The organism is Gordonia terrae, assembly GCF_001698225.1.
Classification (GTDB): domain Bacteria; phylum Actinomycetota; class Actinomycetes; order Mycobacteriales; family Mycobacteriaceae; genus Gordonia; species Gordonia terrae.
The window spans coordinates 5,276,140-5,299,512 of record NZ_CP016594.1 but is presented as its reverse complement, the minus strand read 5'-3'; the positions used below and the strand labels follow the sequence as shown (position 1 = coordinate 5,299,512).

22 protein-coding genes are annotated in these 23,373 nt (G+C 68.2%); 10 read left to right on the top strand and 12 right to left on the bottom strand.

All coding sequences use genetic code 11. The features are described from left to right. Positions 1–74 precede the first annotated feature (74 nt). Positions 75–527 carry a nitroreductase/quinone reductase family protein gene (locus tag BCM27_RS23480; protein WP_004020349.1) on the top strand — a complete coding sequence of 151 codons (453 nt, stop codon included), beginning with the start codon at positions 75–77 and terminating at the stop codon, positions 525–527. A gap of 26 nt (positions 528–553) precedes the next feature. Here BCM27_RS23480 and BCM27_RS23475 read toward each other — a convergent pair whose 3' ends face one another. The 6 genes from BCM27_RS23475 to BCM27_RS23450 form a co-directional block, all read right to left on the bottom strand. Beyond that, positions 554–2,056, bottom strand: coding sequence for a phytoene desaturase family protein (locus BCM27_RS23475; RefSeq protein ID WP_004020348.1), 1,503 nt, complete (start codon positions 2,054–2,056; stop codon positions 554–556). After that, on the bottom strand, positions 2,053–3,186 hold the full coding sequence (locus tag BCM27_RS23470) for a glycosyltransferase family 2 protein (protein ID WP_004020347.1): 1,134 nt from the start codon (positions 3,184–3,186) through the stop codon (positions 2,053–2,055). The genes BCM27_RS23475 and BCM27_RS23470 overlap by 4 nt, the downstream gene beginning before the upstream one ends. Beyond that, positions 3,173–4,054, bottom strand: coding sequence for a carotenoid biosynthesis protein (locus BCM27_RS23465; RefSeq protein ID WP_004020346.1), 882 nt, complete (start codon positions 4,052–4,054; stop codon positions 3,173–3,175). The genes BCM27_RS23470 and BCM27_RS23465 overlap by 14 nt, the downstream gene beginning before the upstream one ends. Then, complete coding sequence (locus tag BCM27_RS23460; RefSeq protein WP_004020345.1) at positions 4,051–4,764, bottom strand: hypothetical protein; 714 nt, start codon at positions 4,762–4,764, stop codon at positions 4,051–4,053. Before BCM27_RS23460 ends, BCM27_RS23465 begins: the two co-directional genes overlap by 4 nt. Continuing rightward, positions 4,761–5,903 (bottom strand): polyprenyl synthetase family protein, encoded by a 1,143-nt coding sequence (locus BCM27_RS23455; protein ID WP_004020344.1) that lies wholly within the window; start codon positions 5,901–5,903, stop codon positions 4,761–4,763. The genes BCM27_RS23460 and BCM27_RS23455 overlap by 4 nt, the downstream gene beginning before the upstream one ends. A gap of 220 nt (positions 5,904–6,123) precedes the next feature. Then, entirely contained in the window at positions 6,124–8,142 is a 2,019-nt protein-coding gene (locus tag BCM27_RS23450) for an ArnT family glycosyltransferase (RefSeq protein WP_004020343.1), read from the bottom strand. 229 nt (positions 8,143–8,371) lie between these two features. On the opposite strand from BCM27_RS23450, the gene BCM27_RS23445 reads away from it, so the two are divergent. Beyond that, entirely contained in the window at positions 8,372–8,665 is a 294-nt protein-coding gene (locus BCM27_RS23445) for a hypothetical protein (protein WP_172622074.1), read from the top strand. Positions 8,666–8,723: 58 nt separating this feature from the next. Then, positions 8,724–10,010: an alpha-hydroxy-acid oxidizing protein gene (locus BCM27_RS23440; protein WP_004020341.1), complete on the top strand. Its 1,287-nt coding sequence runs from the start codon at positions 8,724–8,726 to the stop codon at positions 10,008–10,010. Between the two features lie 71 nt (positions 10,011–10,081). On the opposite strand, the gene BCM27_RS23435 is transcribed toward BCM27_RS23440, so the two are convergent. Next, positions 10,082–11,320: an IS110 family RNA-guided transposase gene (locus BCM27_RS23435; RefSeq protein ID WP_004022872.1), complete on the bottom strand. Its 1,239-nt coding sequence runs from the start codon at positions 11,318–11,320 to the stop codon at positions 10,082–10,084. Between the two features lie 282 nt (positions 11,321–11,602). After that, positions 11,603–12,556, bottom strand: coding sequence for an oxygenase MpaB family protein (locus BCM27_RS23430; RefSeq protein ID WP_004018988.1), 954 nt, complete (start codon positions 12,554–12,556; stop codon positions 11,603–11,605). A gap of 86 nt (positions 12,557–12,642) precedes the next feature. Here BCM27_RS23430 and BCM27_RS23425 point away from each other — a divergent pair, with 86 nt between their 5' ends. The 5 genes from BCM27_RS23425 to BCM27_RS23405 all read left to right on the top strand — a co-directional run bounded on the left by BCM27_RS23425 (position 12,643) and on the right by BCM27_RS23405 (position 17,203). Then, the gene (locus BCM27_RS23425; protein ID WP_004018987.1) at positions 12,643–13,344 is read left to right on the top strand and encodes a TetR/AcrR family transcriptional regulator; all 702 of its coding nucleotides are present in this window, start codon (positions 12,643–12,645) and stop codon (positions 13,342–13,344) included. 28 nt (positions 13,345–13,372) lie between these two features. Further along, positions 13,373–14,020: a TetR/AcrR family transcriptional regulator gene (locus BCM27_RS23420; protein WP_004018986.1), complete on the top strand. Its 648-nt coding sequence runs from the start codon at positions 13,373–13,375 to the stop codon at positions 14,018–14,020. Positions 14,021–14,150: 130 nt separating this feature from the next. Then, positions 14,151–15,383: an acyl-CoA dehydrogenase family protein gene (locus BCM27_RS23415; protein WP_004018985.1), complete on the top strand. Its 1,233-nt coding sequence runs from the start codon at positions 14,151–14,153 to the stop codon at positions 15,381–15,383. Beyond that, a complete protein-coding gene (locus tag BCM27_RS23410; protein WP_004018984.1) occupies positions 15,380–16,396 on the top strand; it encodes a phosphotransferase family protein in 1,017 nt (338 codons plus the stop codon). Before BCM27_RS23415 ends, BCM27_RS23410 begins: the two co-directional genes overlap by 4 nt. Positions 16,397–16,456: 60 nt before the next feature. Next, positions 16,457–17,203 carry an SDR family NAD(P)-dependent oxidoreductase gene (locus BCM27_RS23405; RefSeq protein WP_004018983.1) on the top strand — a complete coding sequence of 249 codons (747 nt, stop codon included), beginning with the start codon at positions 16,457–16,459 and terminating at the stop codon, positions 17,201–17,203. A gap of 1 nt (position 17,204) precedes the next feature. Here BCM27_RS23405 and BCM27_RS23400 read toward each other — a convergent pair whose 3' ends face one another. Next, complete coding sequence (locus BCM27_RS23400) at positions 17,205–17,915, bottom strand: histidine phosphatase family protein (protein ID WP_004018982.1); 711 nt, start codon at positions 17,913–17,915, stop codon at positions 17,205–17,207. An 85-nt stretch (positions 17,916–18,000) separates the two neighbouring features. On the opposite strand from BCM27_RS23400, the gene BCM27_RS23395 reads away from it, so the two are divergent. Continuing rightward, entirely contained in the window at positions 18,001–18,417 is a 417-nt protein-coding gene (locus BCM27_RS23395) for a VOC family protein (protein WP_004018981.1), read from the top strand. A 35-nt stretch (positions 18,418–18,452) separates the two neighbouring features. Here the strand turns inward: BCM27_RS23395 and BCM27_RS23390 are convergent, their stop codons facing one another. Beyond that, positions 18,453–19,529, bottom strand: a complete 1,077-nt coding sequence (locus BCM27_RS23390) for a sigma-70 family RNA polymerase sigma factor (RefSeq protein ID WP_004018980.1) — start codon at positions 19,527–19,529, stop codon at positions 18,453–18,455. A 677-nt stretch (positions 19,530–20,206) separates the two neighbouring features. On the opposite strand from BCM27_RS23390, the gene BCM27_RS23385 reads away from it, so the two are divergent. Then, on the top strand, positions 20,207–21,370 hold the full coding sequence (locus BCM27_RS23385; protein WP_033206251.1) for an ROK family transcriptional regulator: 1,164 nt from the start codon (positions 20,207–20,209) through the stop codon (positions 21,368–21,370). A 36-nt stretch (positions 21,371–21,406) separates the two neighbouring features. Here BCM27_RS23385 and BCM27_RS23380 read toward each other — a convergent pair whose 3' ends face one another. Both BCM27_RS23380 and BCM27_RS23375 read right to left on the bottom strand, forming a co-directional pair. Further along, positions 21,407–22,252, bottom strand: coding sequence for an ABC transporter permease (locus BCM27_RS23380; protein WP_004018977.1), 846 nt, complete (start codon positions 22,250–22,252; stop codon positions 21,407–21,409). Then, positions 22,252–23,286, bottom strand: coding sequence for an ATP-binding cassette domain-containing protein (locus tag BCM27_RS23375; protein ID WP_004018976.1), 1,035 nt, complete (start codon positions 23,284–23,286; stop codon positions 22,252–22,254). The genes BCM27_RS23380 and BCM27_RS23375 overlap by 1 nt, the downstream gene beginning before the upstream one ends. Positions 23,287–23,373: the final 87 nt, after the last annotated feature.

Genomic DNA, 23,373 nt, shown 5'->3' with positions numbered 1-23,373 from the left:
GACGCTCGCTACATCGCCGTACAGTGTACGAAGTAGACTGCTGTGCACGATGTGACCGCCGAAGCGAGCTGACGATGCCGAACCCCCACCACACCCCCGCGCCACGGTGGCTCAAGCCGATGAACAAGATCTTCTTGCTGCTGCAAAGATTCGGCGGGATGAAGGAGTTGCCGGTCCTCGTCGTCGCCGGACGACGCACCGGCAAGCCGAGACGGACACCGTTGACCGTGATCGACCTGAATGGCGAGCGCTACCTGCTCGAAGGGTTTCCCGGTGCGGACTGGGCAAGCAATGTTCGTGCGGCCGACGGGGTCGCGCAGCTGTCCGACGGGGGCGAGGTGCGCGATGTCCGCCTTGTCGAACTCTCCGCCGAGCAGGCCGTTCCGGTGCTTCGCGCCTGGCCGGAGCTGGCGGGTACCGACGGACCGAAGATGATGAAGAACGCGGGAGTGGTCGACGACGTGACCCCGGATGCCTTTGCCGCCGTGGCGGGACGATGCGCCGTGTTTCGCATCGATCCGCGCTGACGGCTCCGACGACAAGGAGCCCTCGGTCAGCGACGCTCCGACGCCGGCCCGATCAGGTCCGCGACGATCTTCGCCGACATGACGACGAGGGGGAGGCCGCCGCCGGGATGGGATGATCCGCCGACGAGGTAGAGGCCCGGTACCGGTGAGGTGTTCGACGGCCGGAGGAACGCCGAGCGGGGTCCGTTCGACGACGAACCGTAGATCGAGCCGCCGGGTGTCCTGGTCCGGCGCTCCAGGTCGGCGGGCGTGACGATGAGCCGGTGACGCACATGGCCGGTCAGGTCCAGACCACGATCGGCCATCACCTCGAGGATCTGATCGGCGTAGGAATCGGCCAAACACTCTGCGTCCCAGTCGACGCCGTGCTCGGGGCCGTGGCGCGGTGCGTTCACCAGCACGAACCATGCACCCGTTCCCGGGCCGGGGGTGATCTCGGGATCGGCTGGGGCCGAGATGTACACGGTCGGTCGCGCGACGGGACGAGGAGGCCCGCGGAACCCGAAGACCGCGTCGAACTCCTCGTCGTAGTCCTCGGCGAAGAGAACCTGGTGATGCGGCTGGGTGGGTGGGTCGTCGACGGCGAGGAGGAGTACGAACCCGGACAGTGACGGCGTGGTCCGTCGCAGGAGCGCCGCGGGCCTGCGGGCGGCGCGACGCGGCACGAGGCGGTCGTAGACCTGCCGGGCGTCGGCATTCGCGACGACCAGATCGGCCTGGCGTCGGCTGCCGTCGGTCAGCACCACGCCGTCGGCTCGGCCGGAGTCGAGGTCCACCGAGACCCGGTCGACCTCGACGCCGAGTTCGACCCGTCCGCCGAGTTCGGTGAGACGGTCGCGCATCGCGCCGGCGATTCGGCCCAATCCGCCTCGCACGTACCATGATCCGAACGCCTGCTCGGACCACGGCACGGAGGCGAGCGCCGCCGGTGCGCGACGCGGGTCGGACCCGGTGTAGGTGGCGTAGCGGTCCAGCAGCATCCGCAGGCGCGGATCATCGAGGTAGCTCTCGCCGAGGCCGCGCAGCGTTCGCCACGGCGCGACCGTGCGCACGTCCGACGGGGTGGCGATCCCACCGATCATCGTGCGAATCCTCATCGGTGATTCCAGGAAGGGTTCGTGAGTGACGTCCCAGACACGTTGCGCGCGTTGGAGAAACGACGACCACTGGTCGCCTCGACCGGGTCCGAGTGCAGCGTCGAGGGCGGCGGGGATGTCGTCGAGGGTTCCCGGCATGTCCAGGATGGTGCCGTCGGGAAACCGGTAGCGCGCGGCGACGGGGAGTCGTTCCAGGGTCAGGGAGTCGTGAATCGACGATCCCGTCGCCGCGAAGAGTTCGTCGAACACGTGCGGCATGGTGACGAGCGAAGGGCCGGTGTCGAACACGAAACCGTCGTGTTCGATGACCCCGAGCTTGCCGCCCACGTCGTCGAACTGTTCGAGGACGGTGACGTCGTGACCGGTGGCGGCCAGACGCATGGCGACGGCCAGACCGCCGATGCCCGCGCCGATCACGATCACCCGGGTCATCGGCGGACCTCGATGGGTCGACCCTTCCACTCCAGCTCTCCGCGGTGCCGGGCCAGCGTCGAATCGACTGCGAGGCCGGCGAACACGAGGACCGACAGCGGGTGGCCGAACGCATCGGGCCACACGCGGCCGTCGGTGGTACGGGCCGCGACCGCCCGCGAGGCCACCCCGGCCAGATATCCGACGAACCCCACCCGCGAGCCGAACAGCGCTGCGGCCGCGGGGAGTACATACATCAGGCAGAGCAGCCCGGTGACGCCCAACGTGCCGCCCGGCGACCCGAAGGCGGACCACAGCGACTTGCGATAACCCGCCCGGACCTCTCGCCAACCGTGGTACATCCGGCAGGTGGCGACGGCGCTTCCCTCGGCCACCACGCCGCGACCGCCGGCCGCCTTGATCGCGCGCAACAGCGCGATGTCCTCGAGCACGACGTCGCGCACCGCCGTGTGACCACCGGCGCGGCGATAGGCCGCGGCGTCGACGACCAGGAACTGACCGTTTGCGGCCGTGAGGGATTCGCGTGACGAGCGCTCGGCCAGGCCGAGCGGCAATGTGCTCAGCCACGACCACTGCAGGAGCGGTTGCACGAGTCGCTCGCCGGCGCCGACCGCGACCTGCCGTGGGTAGGGGCTCACCAGATCGAGTCCGGTGTTGCGGAGGAGGGCGAACGACGAGGTGAACGCATGTGGCTCGACCACCACGTCGGCGTCGAGGAAGATCTGGACCCCGTCGGGGAACGCCTTGTCCGCGAGTTGGGCGCAGGCCCAGTTCTTTCCGAGCCAGCCGCGCGGTGGTGCCGTGCCGCGATGAACAGCCAACCGGTCGTCCAGCGAAGCGAGCCGGGCCAGCACGGCCTCCGTCCCGTCCACCGAGCCGTCGTCGAGCACGAGAATCCGGATCGGTCCGGGCCAGCGGTCGGCCGCCTCGAAGACCGCGCGCAGGCAGCGTTCGGCGGTCTCGGCCTCGTTTCGCATCGGGATGAGCACCGACAGCGGTTCCGGCGCGGGGATGTCGGTCAGCTCGGGTCGACGAACGCGGCGCGCGTTGTCGAGGGTCAGGCACAGCGACGCGAGTGACAGCGCGGTCCCCGCGGCGACCAACGGACGCAGCAGGTCAGGAAACCGCACGGCGACTCCGGATCTCGACTACCAGAAGCGGGATCGCAATGACACCCATCAGGAGTCCGCCGGTGAGAGCGACCGACGGGCGGCCGAAGAAGACCGCGTGAGCCATCACCGAGGAGAAGTACGTCCACAGGTACGCCGTCACGGGCACGGCGTCCATTCCGGCGCGATCGGTGTCGGGGTTCTCGTCACGGCGGATCAGCAGATCCAGCGTCGCGACGATGAGGAACGAGACCAGCAGCCACCCGGCGAAATTCGTCAGCGGGATCTCGGCGACCCCGGGCAGGGCCGGTGTCGGGTACCGCCACGCCCAGTTGCCCTGATCGACCATCTGCGGGTCGAGGAACACGTCCCACGCCGTGAGGGCGTACGCTCCCACCACGGCGGTCGTGGGCCGCACCCAGCGCCCGGCCACGCCCGCCGCCCGGATCAGGCGTCGGGTCACGACCAGCGCGGGCCAGGACATCATGATCCAGGCCAGCGGGACGAGCACCGGGACGCCGAGGACCTTGAGTCCCAGACCATCGGTGTACTCGTAGGTCCCGAAGGGGAATCCGGTACTCACGCCGACGGATTCGGCGATGAGGCCGCCACCGCCGGCCACGACTACGAGGGCGAGCGCGGCTGCGACACCGCGGGTCGCGGCGACGTGGACGAGTGATGCCGAGGCCAGCAGGAGCACACTCGCGACGGTCAGCGGCAGGTTGCCGCCACCGGTCAGCGGGAACGCGATCTGGACACCGATCGTGGCGGCGAGCAACATCCACGCCAGGGTCACCAGCCCTCGGTTCCAGGACACGGTGCCTGCGCCTCGCGCCGGGCGCGACGACGGTTCGGAATGGTGAGAAGCGGTGCCGTCGAGGAGACTCACGCCGACCTCCCCTCGTACGTGCCGACGACATCGGTGACGGCGAGCCGGGCGAACAACTCTTCGGCGTACCAGCGTGACGGTGCGGTGCGCCGGACCGCCGACAGGTGTGCGGGGGAGCGGTAGGCGAAGTCGGTCAGATGTTGTGCCGAGTCCCAGATCGAGAACGTGCCCTGGACCCCGATCGGGAGTTCGCCGACGCCGAGCGCCAGCCGGTTTCCCTGTGCCCCGGCGAGTTCGGTCGCCACCGGCGGAACGGCGCGCCAGAACGACGCCATGGTCGTGGGCCGGAGTCGAGCTCGGGTCAGCGCCGCGACCGGTCCAGCCCATGCGGTGTCGGAGCCGCGCTGCTCGGCCGGCTTCACTGTCCCGAACGGTTCGACGCGCGACCATCGCCCCTTGGATCGGATCGGCCGCATCGTGACTCGCAACTCCTCGGTGCTTGAGTCCTGCCAGCGTCGAAAGACCACCGAATCCCGTGCTGCCGACGCCGACTCGTCGTCGTGCCACACCGTGAGGGCGGCCCAGTGCTTCAGGTCGGCGCTCTCCATCGTGAACGTGCGCGCAGTGCCGGTCCCGAGGAGTTTGGCGAACCGCAGGCCCGGTGTGCGACGAAGGGTCCGACGGCCGGACGACATCCGTCCGAGCGCGGGCAGGACCCGATCGACACCCCATACGCGGAGTTCGACCGTCGGTCCGGCAGGTGCTGTCATGCGCGCCGCCACACGCAGCGTTCGATCAGCGACGTCAGCGCACTCCGGCTCGGTGAATCCATCGGGGCATCGGCGACGACGCCGAGGGCCTCCTCGGCCAGGTCGACGATGCGCTGCTCGACGCGCTCGACGGCGCCGGTGGAGGTCAGGACCTCGCGCATCCGCGCTGCGCCCTCCGCGTCGAGATCGGGGTTGCCGAGACAATCGGCCATCACACGGCGCTCCATCCGCCCCGCCGACTCCTCTGCCACCGCGATGAGCATCGTGCGCTTGCCCTCCCGCAGGTCGTCGATGGCGGGCTTGCCGGTGACCTTCTCGTCGCCGAAGACGCCCAGGATGTCATCGCGGAGTTGAAAGGCCTCGCCGGCGGTGAGGCCGATTCGATCGTAGGCCTCGAGGAGCACCGGCGAGGCGCCGGCGAGCGTGCCGCCGAGTCGTAACGGCTGACCGATCGTGTACCGCGCGCTCTTGTAGCGCAGGATGCGCGCCGTGCGGTCGGCGTCCGTGGTGTCCTCGGTCTGACTCAGCATGTCCAGGAACTGACCCGCGTACGCCTCGTCGCGCATCTGCGACCAGGTGTCCCGTACGGCTCGTCGAATGTCGGCGGCCGCGTCGTCGGCGGCCGCGGCGGCGAGGTCATCGGACCAGGACAGGCACATGTCACCGACGAGAATCGCGACGGCGGTGCCGTGGCGCTCGGCGTCTCCGCGTCGCTGCGCACGCAGGTGGTCATCAGCGAAGTGGCGGTGCACCGTGGGCAGGCCACGGCGGACGTCGCTGTCGTCCATCACGTCGTCGTGCACCAGCGCGGCGAGATGGAACAGCTCGATCGCCGCCGCCATCTCGACGATGCCGGGAACGGTCCGGCCGTCGGCTGCGCCGCGCGCTCCCCACAGGCAGAACGACGCACGCAGTCGTTTGCCGCCGCTGATCCTCGCCGACACGACGTCGATGGCGGGCGTCAGTTCCGCACCCACCTCCTGCAGTGTCGAGGCGTGGCGACGGAAGTGAGCGGCCAGCACTTCTTCGACGAGTTCGAGATCGGTCGTCGAGGAGTCGATGGAGTGCAGGTCGCAGGCCGGGGAGATCGACTGTGCAGGCGGCGCCGACGAGTCGGTCATCTCGGCGGTCGGTGTCATGACGGGGCCCTTCGAGAGTCCGGGGGGTGAGGCTCGGTTACCCCGTCTTCGGAGCGGCAACAGTGGATGGATGGGTGGCGGCGACGTGTGGGCGTCGGCCGCGCCGCGGGTCCGCGCGGTGGGTCCGCCGCACGGGAAAGGCTCGAGCCACCGTCGATCGGTCGATCATGGGTCCTGCCCGTTCCGGATGCTCCGGAACGGGCAGGACTGTGTCGAGACGTCAGGAGAGCCGGTAGACCGTCGTCCCTCCGATGGTCGTGGCCGTGTAGTTGGCGGCGACCCACTCGGAGATCTCCGAGTTTCCGCCCGGACCACCGCCGCTGTCACCGAGGTAGTAGCCGATCTCGCCGTCCTCGACGTAGGCGATGAACTGCTCGAGCGTGGGGGCCGGATCCCCGCTCCATCCACCGATCGCCATGATCGAGGTGCCAGTGGCGATCTCGATTCCGGCGGCGGATTGCGACCCGTTGGTCGCGGCCGCCCATGTTGTGGTGGTTGCTTTCAGCGCGGCAACGAGTTCGGCGTTCGACGCGGTGTCGCCACCCGGGCCGCCTGTCATCCCGCCGCCGCCTTGCGTGGCGGTGGGCGGGTTTCCCTGCTGGTCCGGACGGGCGCCGGCCTGCTGGGCGCCAGGCTGTCCGCCGTCTGCGCGACCCCCGGGGGCACTGCCCATGCCACCGCCGGGGCCACCCATGCCGCCGCCGTCCATCGAGGTCGACACCGCGGTCGGGATCGAGCCGCTGTGAGGGGTCGCCGCGGTTGCGATCGAGAACGCTGCCGTTCCACCGAATCCGGCGAGCGAACCCGCGATGAGTGCCACGGCGACCGCACGTCGCCAACCGCGTGCTGCACCGATGAGGAGGGTCAGCACCGAGATCGAGGCGACCACGCCGATCAGCCATCGACACCAGGTCGGGCCGAAGTCGTTGCGGTTCAACAGCACGATCGACCACGCCGCCGCCCCACCGACCATCGCCGCCAGGGCGATCCTGGCCGACCAGCGAGTGCGTCGACGCCACGCGAGCACGCCGCCGAGTCCGATGACCGCGCCGATTGCCGGCGCCAGTGCCACCGTGTAGTAGGGGTGGATCGTCCCGCTCATGAAGGAGAAGATCATCCCGGTGACCAGCAGCCAGCCGCCCCACGAGAGCACGGCCGCGGATTCGGTGCGTGTCACGGGCTGTTCGACGCGGAAGACCGGGAAGCTGCACACCACCAGGTAGCCGGCGAAGAACAGCGCGACGAGTGCGGTCGGAAGCAACCAGGAGATCTCGTTGCCCATCTCGGAACCGAAGAGTCGGTCCAGCCCGGTGGACCCACCGAAGGACCCGCCGGCTTGACCGCCGCCGCCTCCGCCGCCCCCGGAGTCACCGCTGATGCGGCCCACGCCGTTGTAGCCGAAGACGAGGTCCATGAACGTGTTGTCCGTCGAACCACCGATGTAGGGCCGTGCCGATTCAGGCACGATCATGGTGACCACCGGGAACCACAACGCAGAGACGATCAATGCGGCGGTCGCACCGACGAGGTGCGCGATTCGCTTGAGCCATCCGGTCTTCGCGAACAGCAGGTAGGCGAGCCCGAAGAACGGCAGGATCAGCAGGCCCTGCAGCATCTTGGTGAGGAAGGCGAATCCCAGGGCGATCCCGACCACGGCGAGCCACCGACCCGAGTTGGCGGCGACAGCCCGGGTCAGCGCGTAGGCCGCGGCGACCATCAGCAACACCAGCAATGCGTCCGGGTTGTTGAAACGGAACATCAGCGCGGCCGCGGGGGTGAACGCCAGCACGGCGCCGGCGATCAGGCCGGCCGCGGTACCCGATCGGGGGTCGCGGATCGTCCGACGCATCGTCGCGTACAGGAGCCCGACCGCGGCCACGCCCATCAGCGCCTGGGGCGCGAGAACGGCCCATGAGTTCATCCCGAAGATGCGGACGCTGAGTCCGGTCACCCACAGTGAGGCCGGCGGCTTGTCGACGGTGATGAAGTTCGATGCGTCGAGTGCACCGAAGAACCATGCCGTCCAACCCTGTGATCCGGCTTGCGCCGCAGCGGCGTAGAAGGTGTTGGCATACCCGCTCGCGGACAGGTTCCACAGGTAGAGCACGGCGGTGGCGGCCAGGAGTCCGACGAGGCCGAGCCGTCCCCACCGTGGCCGAGCGACGACGCGTCGTCGGTGCGCCGGGGCGGCGCGATCGGACGGCGATGGCGCCGACGGTGTGTCCAGTACTGCGGTCATGGATCCTCCTCAGATCGTTCCTGTCCCAGAGTCGACGCCTCTGCCACCGTCAACCTGGAAACCGGCTGGCAAGTTGATGTGAGCGACGGTGATCCCCGAGGGGGTGTAGCTAGTCACGACGGAAAGCGGCGACTGCCGATCTCTCGTTCAGCCGACCATGACGCGTAATGCGATGCGGCAGAGATGATCCAGTTGGGATGGCGCCGCTCGCCGCGGTAGCCTGAGACGCATGGCTGTGGATGCAACGGTGCCCGTGGTGGCGGTCGGTCTTGTCGGTGGTTTCGCGGTCGCCCGATACAGCGGCCGGCGCGAACTCGGTGGCGTGGTTCTCGGCACGGCCGGTGCCTGGTGCACCCGCCGGTGGGCGCTGCACAAGGGGCCCGCGGTCGCGGGCGGTCTGCTGGCCGGTTACCTGGCAGCGTTCGGCGGATCGCACCCCCTGGCGAAGAAGATCGGCGCGTGGCCGTCGGTGGCGGCCGTGACCGTCGCCGCGGCGGGCGCCACCGCCGTCGCCACCCGCTGAGCGGCGCGCCCCGGCAATATCGGCCGGACACCCGACCTCGGCGTTACCATCACCACCCATGACCGCGGGATACGGGCGTGCACGGCAGAACGACATCTACACGGCCGGTGTGCATCGGCGAAAGCCGCGTGTGCCAACGGATTTCGCCGAACTCGAACGACGCGCCAAGCGCACGATGTCGGCTCGCGCCTGGGCCTACATCGCCGGTGGCGCCGGCGAGGGTCGCACCATGGCGGCCAACCGCGCCGCGCTGGACCGATGGGCGATCGTGCCGCGCATCCTGCGGGACGTCTCGCAGCGGAATCTGAGCATCGACCTGTTCGGCCGGCGGCTACCTGCGCCGGTGTTGTTCGCGCCGGTCGGCGCCGGTTCGCTGGCCGCGCCCGCGGCCGACGCCCTCATCGGACGGGCCGCCGCGGAACTGGGTGTCCCGTATATCTTTTCGAACCAGGCGAGCGTCTCGATGGAGGACGTCGCCGCGGCGATGGACGAGGTGAGCAGCGGCGCGCCACGCTGGTTCCAGCTGTACTGGTCCACCGACGACGACCTCGTCGACAGTCTGCTGGAACGTGCCGCGGCGATCCGCGCCGAGGCAGTCGTCGTCACCCTGGACACGACGATGCTGGGATGGCGACCGCAGGACCTGAACCTGGGCTCGCTTCCGTTCGCGCGTGGTGAGGGCATCGCCCAGTACACCGCCGACCGCAGGTTCGTCGACATCGTCGCCGACCGGTTACGCGCCGCGACCGACGAACGTCCGGAGATCTCCCTGGGCGCGATCGCGACCCTCGTCTCGATCACCCGCAACGCACCGGGCCGGTTCCTGCAGAACCTGCGCTCGCCGCAGCCGCGGGCCGCGGTGCAGACGTTCCTCGACATCTACTCGCGACCGTCGCTGAACTGGGACGACCTCGCCGGCCTGCGCGACCGCACCGCGCTGCCGATCGTGCTGAAAGGTGTGCTGCATCCCGACGACGCGCGTCGCGCGGTCGACGCCGGGGTGGACGGCATCATCGTCTCGAACCACGGCGGCCGGCAGGTCGACGGCGCGATCAGCACGATCGACGCCCTCGACACGATCGCGCCGGTGGTCGACAGCCGGATCAAGGTCCTCATCGACTCCGGGATCTACACCGGTTCCGATGTGTTCAAGTCGCTCGCCCTCGGCGCCGACGCCGCCTGCATCGGCCGACCGCACATGTACGGACTCGCGCTTGCCGGCGCCGACGGTGCCCGGGACGCGGTCGCCGACATCATCGCCGAACTGGACCTCACCCTCGGGTTGTCCGGCCACACCGACGTCGCCGACCTCGACCGCGAGGCACTACGACGGCTGACCTCGTAATGCTCCCTGAGGTGTGAGCGAAGCGAGCCACCTCCTGCTCCCTAATCCGAAGAGTTAGGTGAGGTGGCTGCTCAGGCCGCTCCGCGGGGTGTGATGGTGACGTCGTATCCGAGTTGGTGGAGCTCGTTGAGGGCGCGGTTTTTGGTGCGTTCGGGGTGGCGTTGCTGGTGGTAGTCGGCGCCGGGTTCGTCGTAGACGACGTTGTCGGTGAGCATGATCCAGACCACGGTGAGCAGGCTGTGTTCGAGCGCGACGATCGCTTTGGGTTTGCCGCGCGAGCGCACCAGACGCCGGTATTTGGTGTTGAGGAAAGTGCCTTTGTGACTGGCGATCGACAACGCTGCAGCCCCGAGAGCACCTTTGAGGTAACGGTTCCCCGGACGGGTTTTCACGTTTTTGACCCGTCCCGCGGACTGGTGCTGGCCTGGGCACACCCCTGCCCAGGAGGCCAGATGTCCTGGTGTGGGGAACTGGGACATGTCCGCGCCGGTCTCGGCGATGATCACATCGGCGGTGGTGGTGGAGATGCCCGGGATGGTGCAGATCAGGTCGCGCTTGGCCTGAAAGGGCGCCATCACCGTCTCGATGCGTTCGGTCAACGCCTCGATTCGGGTGGTGTGTTCGTCGATGAAGTCCAAATGCAACTCGACCAAGAACGCGTGATGGTCGGTGAAGCGGCCCTGCAACGCCTGGGTCAACAGCGGGATCTTGCGTCGTAGCAAGGCCACCGACATCTCCGCCAACTCGGCGGGATCGCGTTCGCCTCGGACCAGAGCGCGCAGCATCCGACGTGCCGAGACCCCGTTGATGTCGGAGGCGACCACCGACAGTTTGATCCCGGCGTCTTCGAGGACTTTCTCCAGACGCTGGATTTCGCGGCTGCGTTCGCGGGTGATCGCGGTGCGGGTCCGGGTCAGATCACGCAACCGTCGGATCGGTTCGGGTGGCACGAACGAGGCACGCAATAACCCGTGCGCGGCCAACTGCGCCAGCCACGCCGCATCCGACACATCAGTTTTGCGGCCCGGGAGGTTCTTGGCGTCGTGGGCGTTGACCAACATCACCTCGAACGGGGCATCTTCGAGGAGGTAGTAGAACGGTTTCCAATAGTCGCCGGTGGCTTCCATGACCACACACGTCACCTGCTCGGCGATCAGATAGTCCCGCAGCCGCAGAATCTCGCCGCACATCGACGACCAGGTCGTTGTGTCCTGCACGGTCTTTCGTCCCGGACTAGCCAGGCGGACACAGACTTTCACATCCGATTTGGAGACATCCATCCCGGCGCATCGGGAATGCAGCACTTCCATCTCGGTCTCCTTTCGAGTCCTCGGAAGTGGGCTGCGGACGGGGCGAACAAATGCAGGAGTCTAATCCGCGTGCTCGTAGCAACAATCCACGATTCCCGTGGCAGGCCCCGCGCCTCACACTGAGGTACTGGCTCTTCGGCACAAGGGAGGAATTCAAGGTCACCGCATCCCACCCCTCCACTATCGACCCCCGACACCGTGGTGACCAGCACAACTCTTCGACCCCCACGACGGGCGCCAGGCCGCAGATACTGAGGTGCGAGCGAAGCGAGCCTCGAAGGGTCAGACCAGCGGGCGGCCGGTGCGCATGCGCCACCGGACGTCGGCGAGCAGCACGTTGAACGGGAACGCACGGACCCACTTCGGGGCCCGCGTGATGATGGCTCGCAGGACCGCGTTGTGCTTGTCGAAGTACAGCTCCTGCCACGGCGAGAGCTGCACGCGCATCTTGCGGCGGAAGTTCTCCGGCAGGAAGCCGATGGCCATGATCTCGAGGTGCCAGCCGAGCAACCGGGAGACGACCGGGCCGAGGAATTCTCCGCGGGCGATCGACATCAGGTATTCGCGGATGGTGTCGTCGATCTCGAGGGTCTCGACCGTGTCGTTCCAGTAGGTCTCGAAGTCCGCGCGCGTGGCGGGCCACATCTCGCGGGGGACCTGGAGGGTCGTGCCGAGAACCGCGCCGGCCTGGTATCGCTCGTCGGTCACCTCGGTGACCCCGCCGAAGATCCGGTGGACGTCCTCGGTGCCGCGGTAGAGACAGGCGGCGACCCAGAGCTGCAGCTTCGGATCGAAGGCGTTGTACTTCACCGGGCTGTCGGGGGTCGAACGAACCTGCGCATGGGCCTTGCCGATGGCCTTGCGGTAGGCCTTTCGGTCCTTGGCGCTACCGAGTCCGGCGACGGCGAGGTAGCTCAGCGTCGTGCGACCGCGCTTCATCGGATGCTTGAACAGGTTGCCCGAGTCGACGCGGCTCTCGTACACGCCATAACCGACCGCGGGGAGGCTGAGCTGCATGATCACGTTCGCCGCGCCCGCGATCACGCCGATGCCGAGCGGATCGAGGTCGCTGGTGGGCAGGGCGTCGAGCTCGGCCCGGCTCATCCGGGCGGTGGAGGGGAGGAACTCGGTGTCCGGCCGCTCGGCGGTGAGGAACTCCTGCACCTCGGCCGTCACGTCCGTCGACGCCTGTGGTGACAGGGCCGAACTTCCACTGGTGATAGGCTCCGTTGCCATCGAACACCCCTCCTGCTCGAAATCTGGAAACGACTGTTTCCCGTTTTATGACACACCTAACTTACCGGGGTGTCAAGATAGGAACCATGGGACGAGCACCATCGACTCCGGACGGTCGATCCGCCGCGGCGTCGGACTCGGCCGGCACGCTGCGTGCCTACGGTGGCGAGGGTGGCGACACCCGCGTCGCGCGTCGCCGCACAGCGCTGATCGATGCCGGTCTGGACCTGCTCGGCGCCGGTGACGTGGGTGCGGTGACGGTACGCGGGGTGTGTCGGCGCGCCGGACTCACCGCCCGGTATTTCTACGAGAGCTTCGAATCGGTCGATCAGCTCGTCGGGGTCATGTACGACGAGGTCATCGAGGAGATCGCGCAGGCCAGCCTCGCCGCGTTCTCCGAGGGCTCGAGCATGCGTGCGAAGGTCGCCGGAGCGGTGGCGGCGATCGTCGATGTCATCGACGCGGACCGTCGGAAGGGTCGGCTCCTGTTCTCGCAGGCGCTGCTGAGTCCGGTCATCGCCGCCAAGCGGATGGAGTCGACCACGCTCTTCGCGGGCCTCACCCTGCAGAGCACGTCGGCGATCCTCGACGTGCACGTCGGCCCGTCCGCTGCCGTCGGTGTCGCGCACTATCAGGTCGGTGGCCTCAGTCGATTGCTGGCCGCCTGGCTCGAGGGCGACGTCGAACTGAGCAAGGCCGACGTGGTCGATCTGAGCATCGCGTTGCTGGTCTCGCCCGCCGAGATGCTGGAGAAGAGTTTGTCGCGCCGCACCGGCGATGCGGAGTAGTTCTGCGTGTGGGGATATGTTTGATGCCATGAGTGGCGGAACCGGCGAAGCAGACCTCCGTCCGGCAACGCAACCACTGGGCGGCTGGCGCGACTACGGTGAGCCCGAACTCCCGGTCCCGTTGGCGGCAGCGCTGTCCGCTTTCGCCGAGCAGGGTTACCACGGCACCTCGGTCCGGGAGATCGCGGCGCGCGCCAACCTGTCGGTGCCGGGTCTCTATCACCACTACCCGTCGAAGCAGTCGCTGCTGCAGGGGCTGCTCGAACGGACCATGACCGACCTGCTCGCGCGGTCGGAGGCGGCGATCCTCGAGGCCGGTCCCGAGCCGATCCGGCAGTTCGACGCCGTCGTCGAGTCGCTGCTGCGATTCCACATGTACCGCCGGGAACAGGCTTTCGTCGGTTCCACCGAGATCCGCAGTCTCGACGACACCTACCGGCCGACCTACATCGGACACCGGGACCGGCAACAGCGGATGGTCGACGAGATCGTCTTCGCGGGCGTCGAGGCGGGCGAATTCACCACCGAGTACCCGAAAGACGCGGCTCGTGCCGTGGCCACCATGTGCGTCGGGGTGTCCACCTGGTTCAAGCTCGACGGGCTGTTGGGTCCGGACGAACTGATCGCGCGCAATCTCCAGTTGGCCCGGGCGCTGGTCGGCTACCGACCGGACTGAGCGCGCTGGGCCGACACCGTCGTCGATCGAGCTTGACCCGGCGCGTATGGCCTGGCAAGGTATGGGACGCCGAGCGAGCGATCGGTCGGCGTTCGGGGAGCCCCACCTGCCCACGCGTTAAGGAGTCACCATGCCCATAGACCTGCGTCACGACGATGACGTGCTCGATGTGGTCGCGAAAACCGAGACCTTCGTCCGCGACTACGTCCTGCCCATCGAGGACGAGGCGGCCGGTGACATCACGGCGGCCGGTGGCGACGACATCCGTCGCGAGATGAACGCGAAGGCCAAGGAAGCCGGGATCTTCGGTCCGCACGCGCCGGTCGAGTTCGGCGGCCTGGGTCTGAACATGTGCGACCGCGCCCCGGTGTTCGAGGCGGCAGGCTACTCGACCTTCGGTCCGATCGCCCTGCACATCGGAGCGCCTGACGAAGGCAATGTGCACATGCTCGCGCACATCGCGAGCGAGGAGCAGCGGCAGAAGTATCTCGCCCCGCTCGCCGCGGGCGATGTGCGTTCGGCCTTCGCGATGACCGAACCCGCACCCGGTGCCGGCTCTGATCCGAATGCCCTCCGCACCGAGGCCGTGCGGGTGGACGGCGGCTGGAAGATCAACGGCGAGAAGCACTTCATCACCGGTGCCGAAGGCGCGGGCTTCTTCATCATCATGGCGCGGACCTCGGGTGCGCCCGGTGACCGCGGCGGGGCCACCATGTTCCTCGCGCCCGCCGATGCGCCCGGGTTGACCGTCGGGCGCCACATCAACACGATCGACAAGGCGATGATCGGCGGTCACTGCGAGGTGACCTTCACCGACCTCTTCGTTCCCGACGAGGACATCCTCGGCGAGGTGAACGAGGGTTATCGCTACGCGCAGGTCCGGCTCGGGCCGGCTCGGATGACCCACGTGATGCGCTGGCTCGGCTCGGCGAAGCGCTGCCAGGACGTCGCCGTCGACTACGTCTCGCGCCGTGAGGGATTCGGTGGCCGCCTCGGAGATCTGGGCATGATCCAACAACTCGTCGCCGACAACGAGATCGACCTCGCCGCGACTCGCGCGTTGCTGCTGAAGGCCTGCCACGAGCTCGATCTGGGCAACCACGCGTCGGACGAGACATCGATCGCGAAGACCTTTGCTGCCGAAGCGTATTCGCGGATCGCCGATCGCAGCATCCAGATGTGTGGCGGGCTCGGTGTGTCCGCCGACCTCCCGCTGGCCCGCCTGTCGCAGGAACTCCGGCCGTTCCGCATCTACGACGGCCCGTCCGAGGTCCACCGGTGGGCGATCGCCCGTCGCGCCGTCGGCCGTGCGAAGAAGGCCCAGCAGGCGCTCGAGGCGAAGGCATCGGCGGGTGCCCGATGACCGCCACGGACGCAGCGCTCGACCAGGATCGCCTGCGCCGGTTGCTGATCGACAACGGGGTCGAGCCCGCAGGTGAGCTGACCATCGACCTCATCAGCGGCGGCAAGTCCAATCTCACCTACACGGTCACCGACGGCGTGACCACGTGGGTGGCGCGCCGACCGCCGACCGGCGGACTGACGCCGTCGGCTCACGACATGGGCCGTGAATGGGCGGTCACCAGTGCGCTGCAGTCGACGTCGGTCCCGGTTGCGCGGACCGTCGCCTTCGACGCCGACGGCTCGATCATCGGTGCGCCGTGCACCGTGGTGGAGTTCGTGGACGGCCGCGTCGTCCGGACCGCGGAAGACCTCGACGCCTACTCAGACGACGAGGTCGCCCGCAATCTCGATGCTTTGGTGCAGACGTTGGCCGACCTGCACGCGGTGGACCATCACCAGGTCGGGCTCGGCGAGTTCGGTCGGCCCGCGGGTTTCGCCGCCCGCCAGGTGAAACTGTGGGCGCGGCAGTGGGGGCACGTGAAGACGCGTGAACTCCCCGACGTCGAGCGTCTCGTCGACGCGCTCGCCGCGCGAGTTCCGGAGCAGGCACGAGAGTCGGTCGTGCACGGTGACTTCCGGGTCGACAACACGATCATCGACGCCGACGATCCGGCCCGGATCGCGGCGGTCGTCGACTGGGAGATGTCGACCCTCGGAGATCCGCTCACCGATGTCGCGCTGATGTGCGTCTACCGCACCGGCGCCTTCGACCAGGTTCTCGGCTTCTCCGCGGCCTGGACCAGTGACCGTTACGCGTCGGTCGACGAGATCGCTCAGAAGTATTCCACCGCAACGGGTGCCGACCTGGGCGACTGGGACTTCTACCTCGGCCTGGCGAACCTGAAGCTCGGCGTGATCGCCGAGGGGATCACCTACCGCGCGCTCTCGGGGGCGTCCTCGGGCGATGGCGCCGAGAAGGCTGCCGAGGCGACGGCGGCGTTCATCGCCGACGGCCTGCGCCACATCAGCTGATCGAGCCATGACGTCGTCAGAACACATCGCGCGGGTCCGCGCAGTCGAGGGGGTAACCGCATGAGTGAGTCGAGCAAGAACCGGTCCGCGCTGGTGACCGGGGCGTCGAGGGGGATCGGTGCGGCCATCGCCGACCGGTTCGCCGCCGACGGCTGGGACCTCACCATCAGTGCCCGTGGCCGAGAGGCGTTGGAGAAGAAGGCTGCCGAGCTTCTCGAGCGCGGCGCCGGGCGGGTCGAGGTCGTGCCCGCGGACATGACCGACGCGGAGTCGATCAGCGCACTGGGTGCAGCCCACGCGACGGCGTTCGGGCGGTTCGACGCGTTGATCATCAATGCCGGCATGGGGTCGAAGGGCACGATCGCGGACCTCCCGGTCAAGCGGTTCGACCGCCTCTACGAGGTCAACGTCCGCGCGCCCTACGTGCTGCTGCAGTCGGCGCTGCCTGCGCTGCGTGCGACCGCACAGGCTCATGGGAGTGCGAAAGTCATTGCCGTGGCGTCGATCACGGGCGTCTACCCGGAGCCGGAACTGTCCGCCTACGGCGCGACCAAGGCGGCGCTCATCTCGTTGTGCGAGACGTTCAACCTGGAAGAGTCGCGCGGAGGTGTCAGCGCCACGACGATCGCACCGGGCTACGTCAACACCGACATGACCGACTGGCTCAAGGATCGCATTCCCGCCGAGGAGATGATCACGGCCGGTGACATCGCGGTGATCGCCCACTCGATCACGCAACTGTCGCGGTTCGCGGTGCTCCCGAATGTCGTCATCACCCGACCCGGAGAGAACCTGCACCGGGCGTAGCTCAGCGGAACGTCGCGATCCCGCCGTCGCGGTCCGACAGGTGACCGTGCTCGTTGAACGACACCACCGAGGTGCCGCTGCGGCCGACGATCAGTTTGCTGATCGAGGCGTTGACCATCGTGCGGGCCATCGCCGGCCAGGTGTCGTCTGGGATACCCCATAGTTGGGCGATCCACTGCGTGATGGTGCCTGCCGAGGACACCACCAGCACCGTCTGACCCGATCCGGCGAGTTCGGTGGCACGCGCGGCGGCATCGGAGACCCGGGCCTTGAACTGGGGGTAGCTCTCGGCGGGACCGCCGTCGAGGGCGGGCGCTGCGTCGTGCTCGCCGGCGGCGATCCACGCCGCGAGCCCCTTGTCGAGCTGTTCCTGGTAGCTGCGGCCGTCGCGGTACATCTCCGGCGTGGCCTCACCGACCAGCGCGGGCAGCGAGTATTCGTTCCAGCCGGGGTCGACGTGTGGCTGGGGTCGGTCGGTGTCGAACGCTCCGAGCACGCCGCTCAGCGTCTGTTGCTGTCTCGGGAGGTCGCCGCTGGCGGCTGCGGTGAAGGCGTCGATCTGTCCGGCGAGGAATCCACCGGACAGGGCGGCCTGCGTCGCCCCTGCCGTGGTGAGACCACCGGGTCCGTTGCTGAGGTCATCGGTGGCGTCGGCGATGCCGTAGGCCAATGCGTTCGCCTGGCCATGACGAACCAGATAGATCACACCCATTCCTGCACCCTATGTCGGCTTCGATGAGTTCGAGGCGCCGGGCCGGTCAGTATCCCTGACCCCCCGACATGTCTGGAGTGCGCCTGTGACGCCGATGCTGTTCGTCAACCTGCCCGTCGTGGACGTTGCGCGGTCGCGCCGGTTCTTCGGCACGCTCGGGTTTCACTTCGACGAGATCTTCTGCGACGCGGGGAGTGCCTGCATGATGATCAACGACTCGGCGATGGTCGTGTTCATGCAGCGACGACGATTCGCGGGGTACGCGGCGGGGACCGTCGCCGATCCGGCGGCCGGTCGCGAGTCGTTGTTGGCGATCTCCGCGGACAGTCGAGCACACGCCGACCGGCTCGTCGATGCGGCGCTCGGGTGCGGCGGCAGTGCACTCCGGGCGGCGGAAGATCTGGGCTTCATGTACTGCCGCAGCTTCTGTGACCCGGACGGTCATGCCTGGGAGGTCGTCTGGATGGACCCGTCGCAGATCCCGCAGACCGCAGTCGACTGACCGCCATCGACTGACCGCACGACCTCAGGCCGGGGTCAGTGCCAGGGGCTCGCCGTGGAACGTGCCGGTGCGTCGTACGGAGTCGCCGGGAGCCCGAAGCGCGCGAAGTCGGCTTCCATGTCGGCACTGAAGAAGGCGACGACATGGCTGACCTTCTGCGTGGCGGCGTCGACCTCGAGCACCTGGAGCTGGAACGGACGGTGGACGCCGTCGGGTTCGCGCATGTACAACCCGTACGCGGGCTGTCCGTTGGCGGTGGTGGGCAGCAGGATCTGATCGCCGGCCTTCTCGGCCGGGCAATTGCGGCGGATGAGGGTTCCGATGTTCTCCGCGCCCTGGTACCAGCCGGTGAAGGGCGGCATCTCCCAGATCGCCTTGTCGGTGAACAGTTCGACCATGGCGTCGACGTCGTAGCGCTCGAAGGCCGACACATAGCGGGCCAGGAGTTCGCGCTTCGCATCGTCGTCGAGTGTCGCCGCGGCGCCGTCTCCGGCCGAACCCTGTTGCGGCCGTGCGGTCTTGACCTGTTCTCGAGCCCGCTGCAGCAGGCTGTTCACGGTGGCGGTCGTGACACCGATGGTGTCGGCGACCTCGGCGGCGCGCCACTGCAGCACGTCGCGCAGGATGAGGACTGCCCGTTGCCGCTCGGGCAGATGCTGCAGTGCGGCGATGAACGCGAGTCGGACCGATTCGCGGGCGCCGACCACGTATGCGGGGTCCGCGTCGTCGCCGGGCGCGATCTCGTCGGTGGTGCCGGCGTACGGCTCGAGCCAGGGCACCTCGTGGTTCTGCAACAGGTCGTCCGTGGGGTCGAAGGCGTCGCCGCCGAGGCCGGAGGGAAGTGGCCGCCGCTGCGAACTCTGTAGAGCCGTCAAGCACGTGTTGGTCGCGATCTTGTGCAGCCAGGTGCGCACGGATGCCCGATGGTCGAACTTCGCGTAGCCGCGCCATGCTCGGAGGAAGGTCTCCTGGGCGAGGTCCTCGGCGTCGTGATGGGAGCCGGTCATCCGGTAGCAGTGCGCAATGATCTCGCGCCGGAACGGCTCGCTGACCTCGAGGAACTCGGCGTCGGTCACGGCGCCGGACTCAGCCGCGGGAGTGGTTGTGGTCATGCTCACAATCTACCGGGGTGCACCGACAGGCTCGACCCGAGTGGCCAAGCCGACCACGGTCCGCTTCTCCTCGGTCCGCAGGTCGGACCACCGGACGCCGAACGGGTTCGAATCAGGGTGAGTGCAACCCCTGTCCGTGCCGCGCCACGGGCCTATTCTCGCCGGTGGACGCGTGTGCGACCGGTCGTCGACGCCCATGAGCGAGGGCCGGACGGGCTTGCCGGTGCGGGGTCGCGTTGCTAGCTTGATCCGCATGACAAGTGCCGACCACAGCCTCACGGAGGTCACCTATGTGACCACCGCGCTGGGTTGTCGTCTGCCGCTTGCACGCGTTCTCTGTTGTTGCCGTCGAATGCGCTGACCGACCCCCGCCGAGTCAATCTCCTCCCCGGGGCGTCGTTTCTCGAGTCTCTTCTCAGAGCACCAGCTTCCGGCTTCCGCCCCGCGACCCGCGGGGTCTTTCGACGAGGACGATCATGACCGCCACACTGCCCGAACTCTCCACCCGCACCCTGCGCACCGCCCCCGCCTCTCCTGTCCGGCGTCAGCCGGTCACCCGCGCGGTGCGTCGCGCTCCTCTGGGCACCCGCCAGCCCGTACCGTTGACTTCCGTACCGCCGACTCGGACCCCGGGTCCGGTCGCCGACCGACGCGGACCAGTGAAGGGGGACCAGCGGGTGCACGTCGCAACGCCGCGCCTGGAGTTGTCGACCAAACCCGCGGCACTCGTCCTCCGGGCCGCCCGACTGTCCGGCCCGCTGTTCCGCGACGACGCGGCCGAGCGCACCGGGCTCAGCATCTCCACGGTCAATCGTCAGGTGAGCGCGCTGCTGAAGGCGGGCCTGATCCGTGAACGGGCCGACCTCGCGCCGTCGGGCGCCATCGGACGGCCGCGGTTGCCCTTCGAGGTCAACATCTCCGAGTTCCTCACGCTGGGCATCCACATCGGCTACAAGGTCACCGCGATCACGACCCACGACCTGCTGCACCGCGTCGTCGGTGCCATCCAGATCCCGACCCCGCACGCCGACTCGCCGGAAGAAGCGCTCACCGCCATCGGCGTCAGCGCTCGACGTTTCGCCGAGCGCTGGACGGGCCGGCGGGTGCTGTGGGTGGGCGTCGCGCTCGGTGGACGCGTGGCCGACGGCGGTGTCGTCGACCACCCCCGGCTCGGCTGGGAGGGCGCCCAGGTGGGCCGGACGATCGCCGAGGCCGTCGGACTGCCCGTGTCGGTGGCGTCCCACGTGGAGGCGATGGCCGCCGCCGAACTCGTACTCAATCCCGACGATCAGCAGTCGAGCTTCCTCTACTTCTACGCGCGCGAGATGCTCGGCATCGCCTTCAGCGTCGGCGGGACCGTGCACACCCCGACCGCCGGCCCGCCGGTGATCGGGCACTTCCCGACAGGCTCGACCACTCTGCTCGATCCGAACCGGACCGGTCGTCTGGAACCCGCGGTCAGCGACACCGGTGTCGTGGAAGCAGCTCGGGCGCTTGGCCTCTCGGTGGTCGACGTCGAAGACGTGCATGCTCTGGCGCGCAATGGTGACGTGACGGCGCGTCGTCTGCTCGAAGAGCGCGCGGAAGTGCTCGGACGGACGGTCGGGCTCATCGCCGACATCTTCAACCCGGACCACATCATCCTGGGCGGTCAGGCCTTCACCGACTACGCGGCCGGACTGCCCACGGTGGCTCGTGCCGTGCGGGAGACCTCGATAGTGTCCAAACGCGATGTGCGCGTCTCCCATTCGGGGGCGACCGTGCAGCAGCAGGCCGCCGGCGCGGTATCGCTCGACGCGATATACAGCGACCCGCTGCAGGCAATCACGTTGACTGCCTGAGCGGGTCGCGTCGACGAACCCCGGTCGGGTGGTGGGTCAGTCCGAGGTTCGTTTGTTGTAGGCGCGCAGCGCGAACGGACCGAAGATCAGCGTCAGCGCAACCGTCCAGATCAGGGTGGCCACAACCGGATACTGCATGGGGAGCGCCGCGTCCGAACCGAAGGCCGGGCCGTTGCCCCACAGCACACGCAACGACTGGACCAGTGACGACATCGGATTCCATTCGGCGATCGTCCGCAGCCAGGTGGGCATCGGTTCGGTCGGGACGAACGCGTTCGACAGGAACGTGATCGGGAACAGGACCGAGAACATGAAGCCGTTGACGGCCTCGACGGTGCGCAGCCACGATCCGATGAGGATGCCGAACCAGATCATCGCGAAGCCGAACAGCAGGAGCAGCGCGAACGCGAGGACCGCCTCACCGAACGAGCCGCGGATCCGCCAGCCGATGGCCAAGCCGGTCACAGCCATGACGACGATGCCGATCGAGCTGTGCAGCAGGCTCGCGATACTGCGTCCGATCAGCACCGACGACCGTTGGATGGGCAGCGATCGGAACCGGTCGATGATGCCCTTCTCCAGGTCGGCGGTGATACCGGTGGACACGATGAACGCGGTGAACACGATCGTCTGGCCCATGATGCCCGGGAGCAGGAACTCTTTGTACGACGCCGAGTCGGTCTGGATCGACGCGCCGAACACGTAGGCGAACAGCAGCACGAACATGATCGGCTGGATGGTGACATCGGAGAGCATCTCCGGCATCCGCTTGGTGTGGATCATGTTGCGCTTGACCATGATCCAGGCCTGTTGCCAGATCGTGGTCGGGTGGATCCGCGGCTTGTCCGCGACCACCGCGTGGGTGTGTGCCGTGGTCGTCATCAGGAACGCTCCTCGTCGGTGGTGTTGTCGGTGTCCTCGGCGTTGCTGGACTCCTCGGCACGGTGGCCGGTGAGGGAGAGGAAGACGTCGTCGAGGCTCGGACGGGAGAGCCCGAAGTCGTCGACGGCGATGCCGCTCTCGTCGAACCAGGCCGCAACGCGCGGCAGGTCGCCCAGGCCGGCGGCGGCGGTCGTGAGCCGGCGGGCCGCCACGTCGACGAACACCTCCGCACCGTTCTTGCGCAGCAGGGCCTCCGCGGCGGGTAGATCGTCGGCGTGCGAAACGGTCAGCACCAGGCTGGCCGAGCCCGCCTGCTCCTTGAGTTGCAGTGACGTGCCGTGCGCGATGATCGTGCCCTTGTCGATGACGACGATGTCGTCGGCGAGCTGATCTGCTTCCTCGAGATACTGCGTCGTGAGCAGCAACGTGGTGCCGTCTGCGACGAGTTCGCGCAGGACCTCCCAGAGTTCGGAGCGGCTGCGCGGGTCGAGGCCGGTTGTCGGCTCGTCGAGGAAGAGCACCGGCGGCGTGGCCAGCAGACTGACCGCGAGGTCGAGTCGACGACGCATGCCGCCGGAGTACGACTTGACCTGTTTGTCACCGGCGTCGGCGAGCGAGAACTGCTCGAGGAGCTCGTCGGATCGTCGCGCGAGGGTCTTGCGTCCGATGCCGTAGAGGCCGCCGATCATGCGCAGGTTCTCGCGACCCGTCAGGATCTCGTCGACCGTGGCGGCCTGTCCGGTCAGGCCCATGTTCTGCCGGACCATCCCGGGTTGCTCGCGGACGTCGTAGCCGGCGATGCGCGCCGTGCCGCTCGTGGGTGGTGAGAGGGTGGTCATCATGCGGACGGTGGTGGTCTTGCCCGCGCCGTTGGGGCCGAGCAGGCCGAGCACGGAGCCTCGCGGCACGGTGAAACTCACACCGTCGACCGCCGTGAAATCGCCGAAGCGTTTCACCAGGTCGATGGCTTCGATGGCGACGTCGGACGTCGCGACTTCTCCCGGTGCGGTGGCGGGAACTGTGACTGAGCTCATGATTCTCCACGGTATCTATGGGGTGTGACAGCCGCGACCGAATTTCGTGGCGTCCGGGTGACGTCGGGGAACAATTCAGGGCACCTT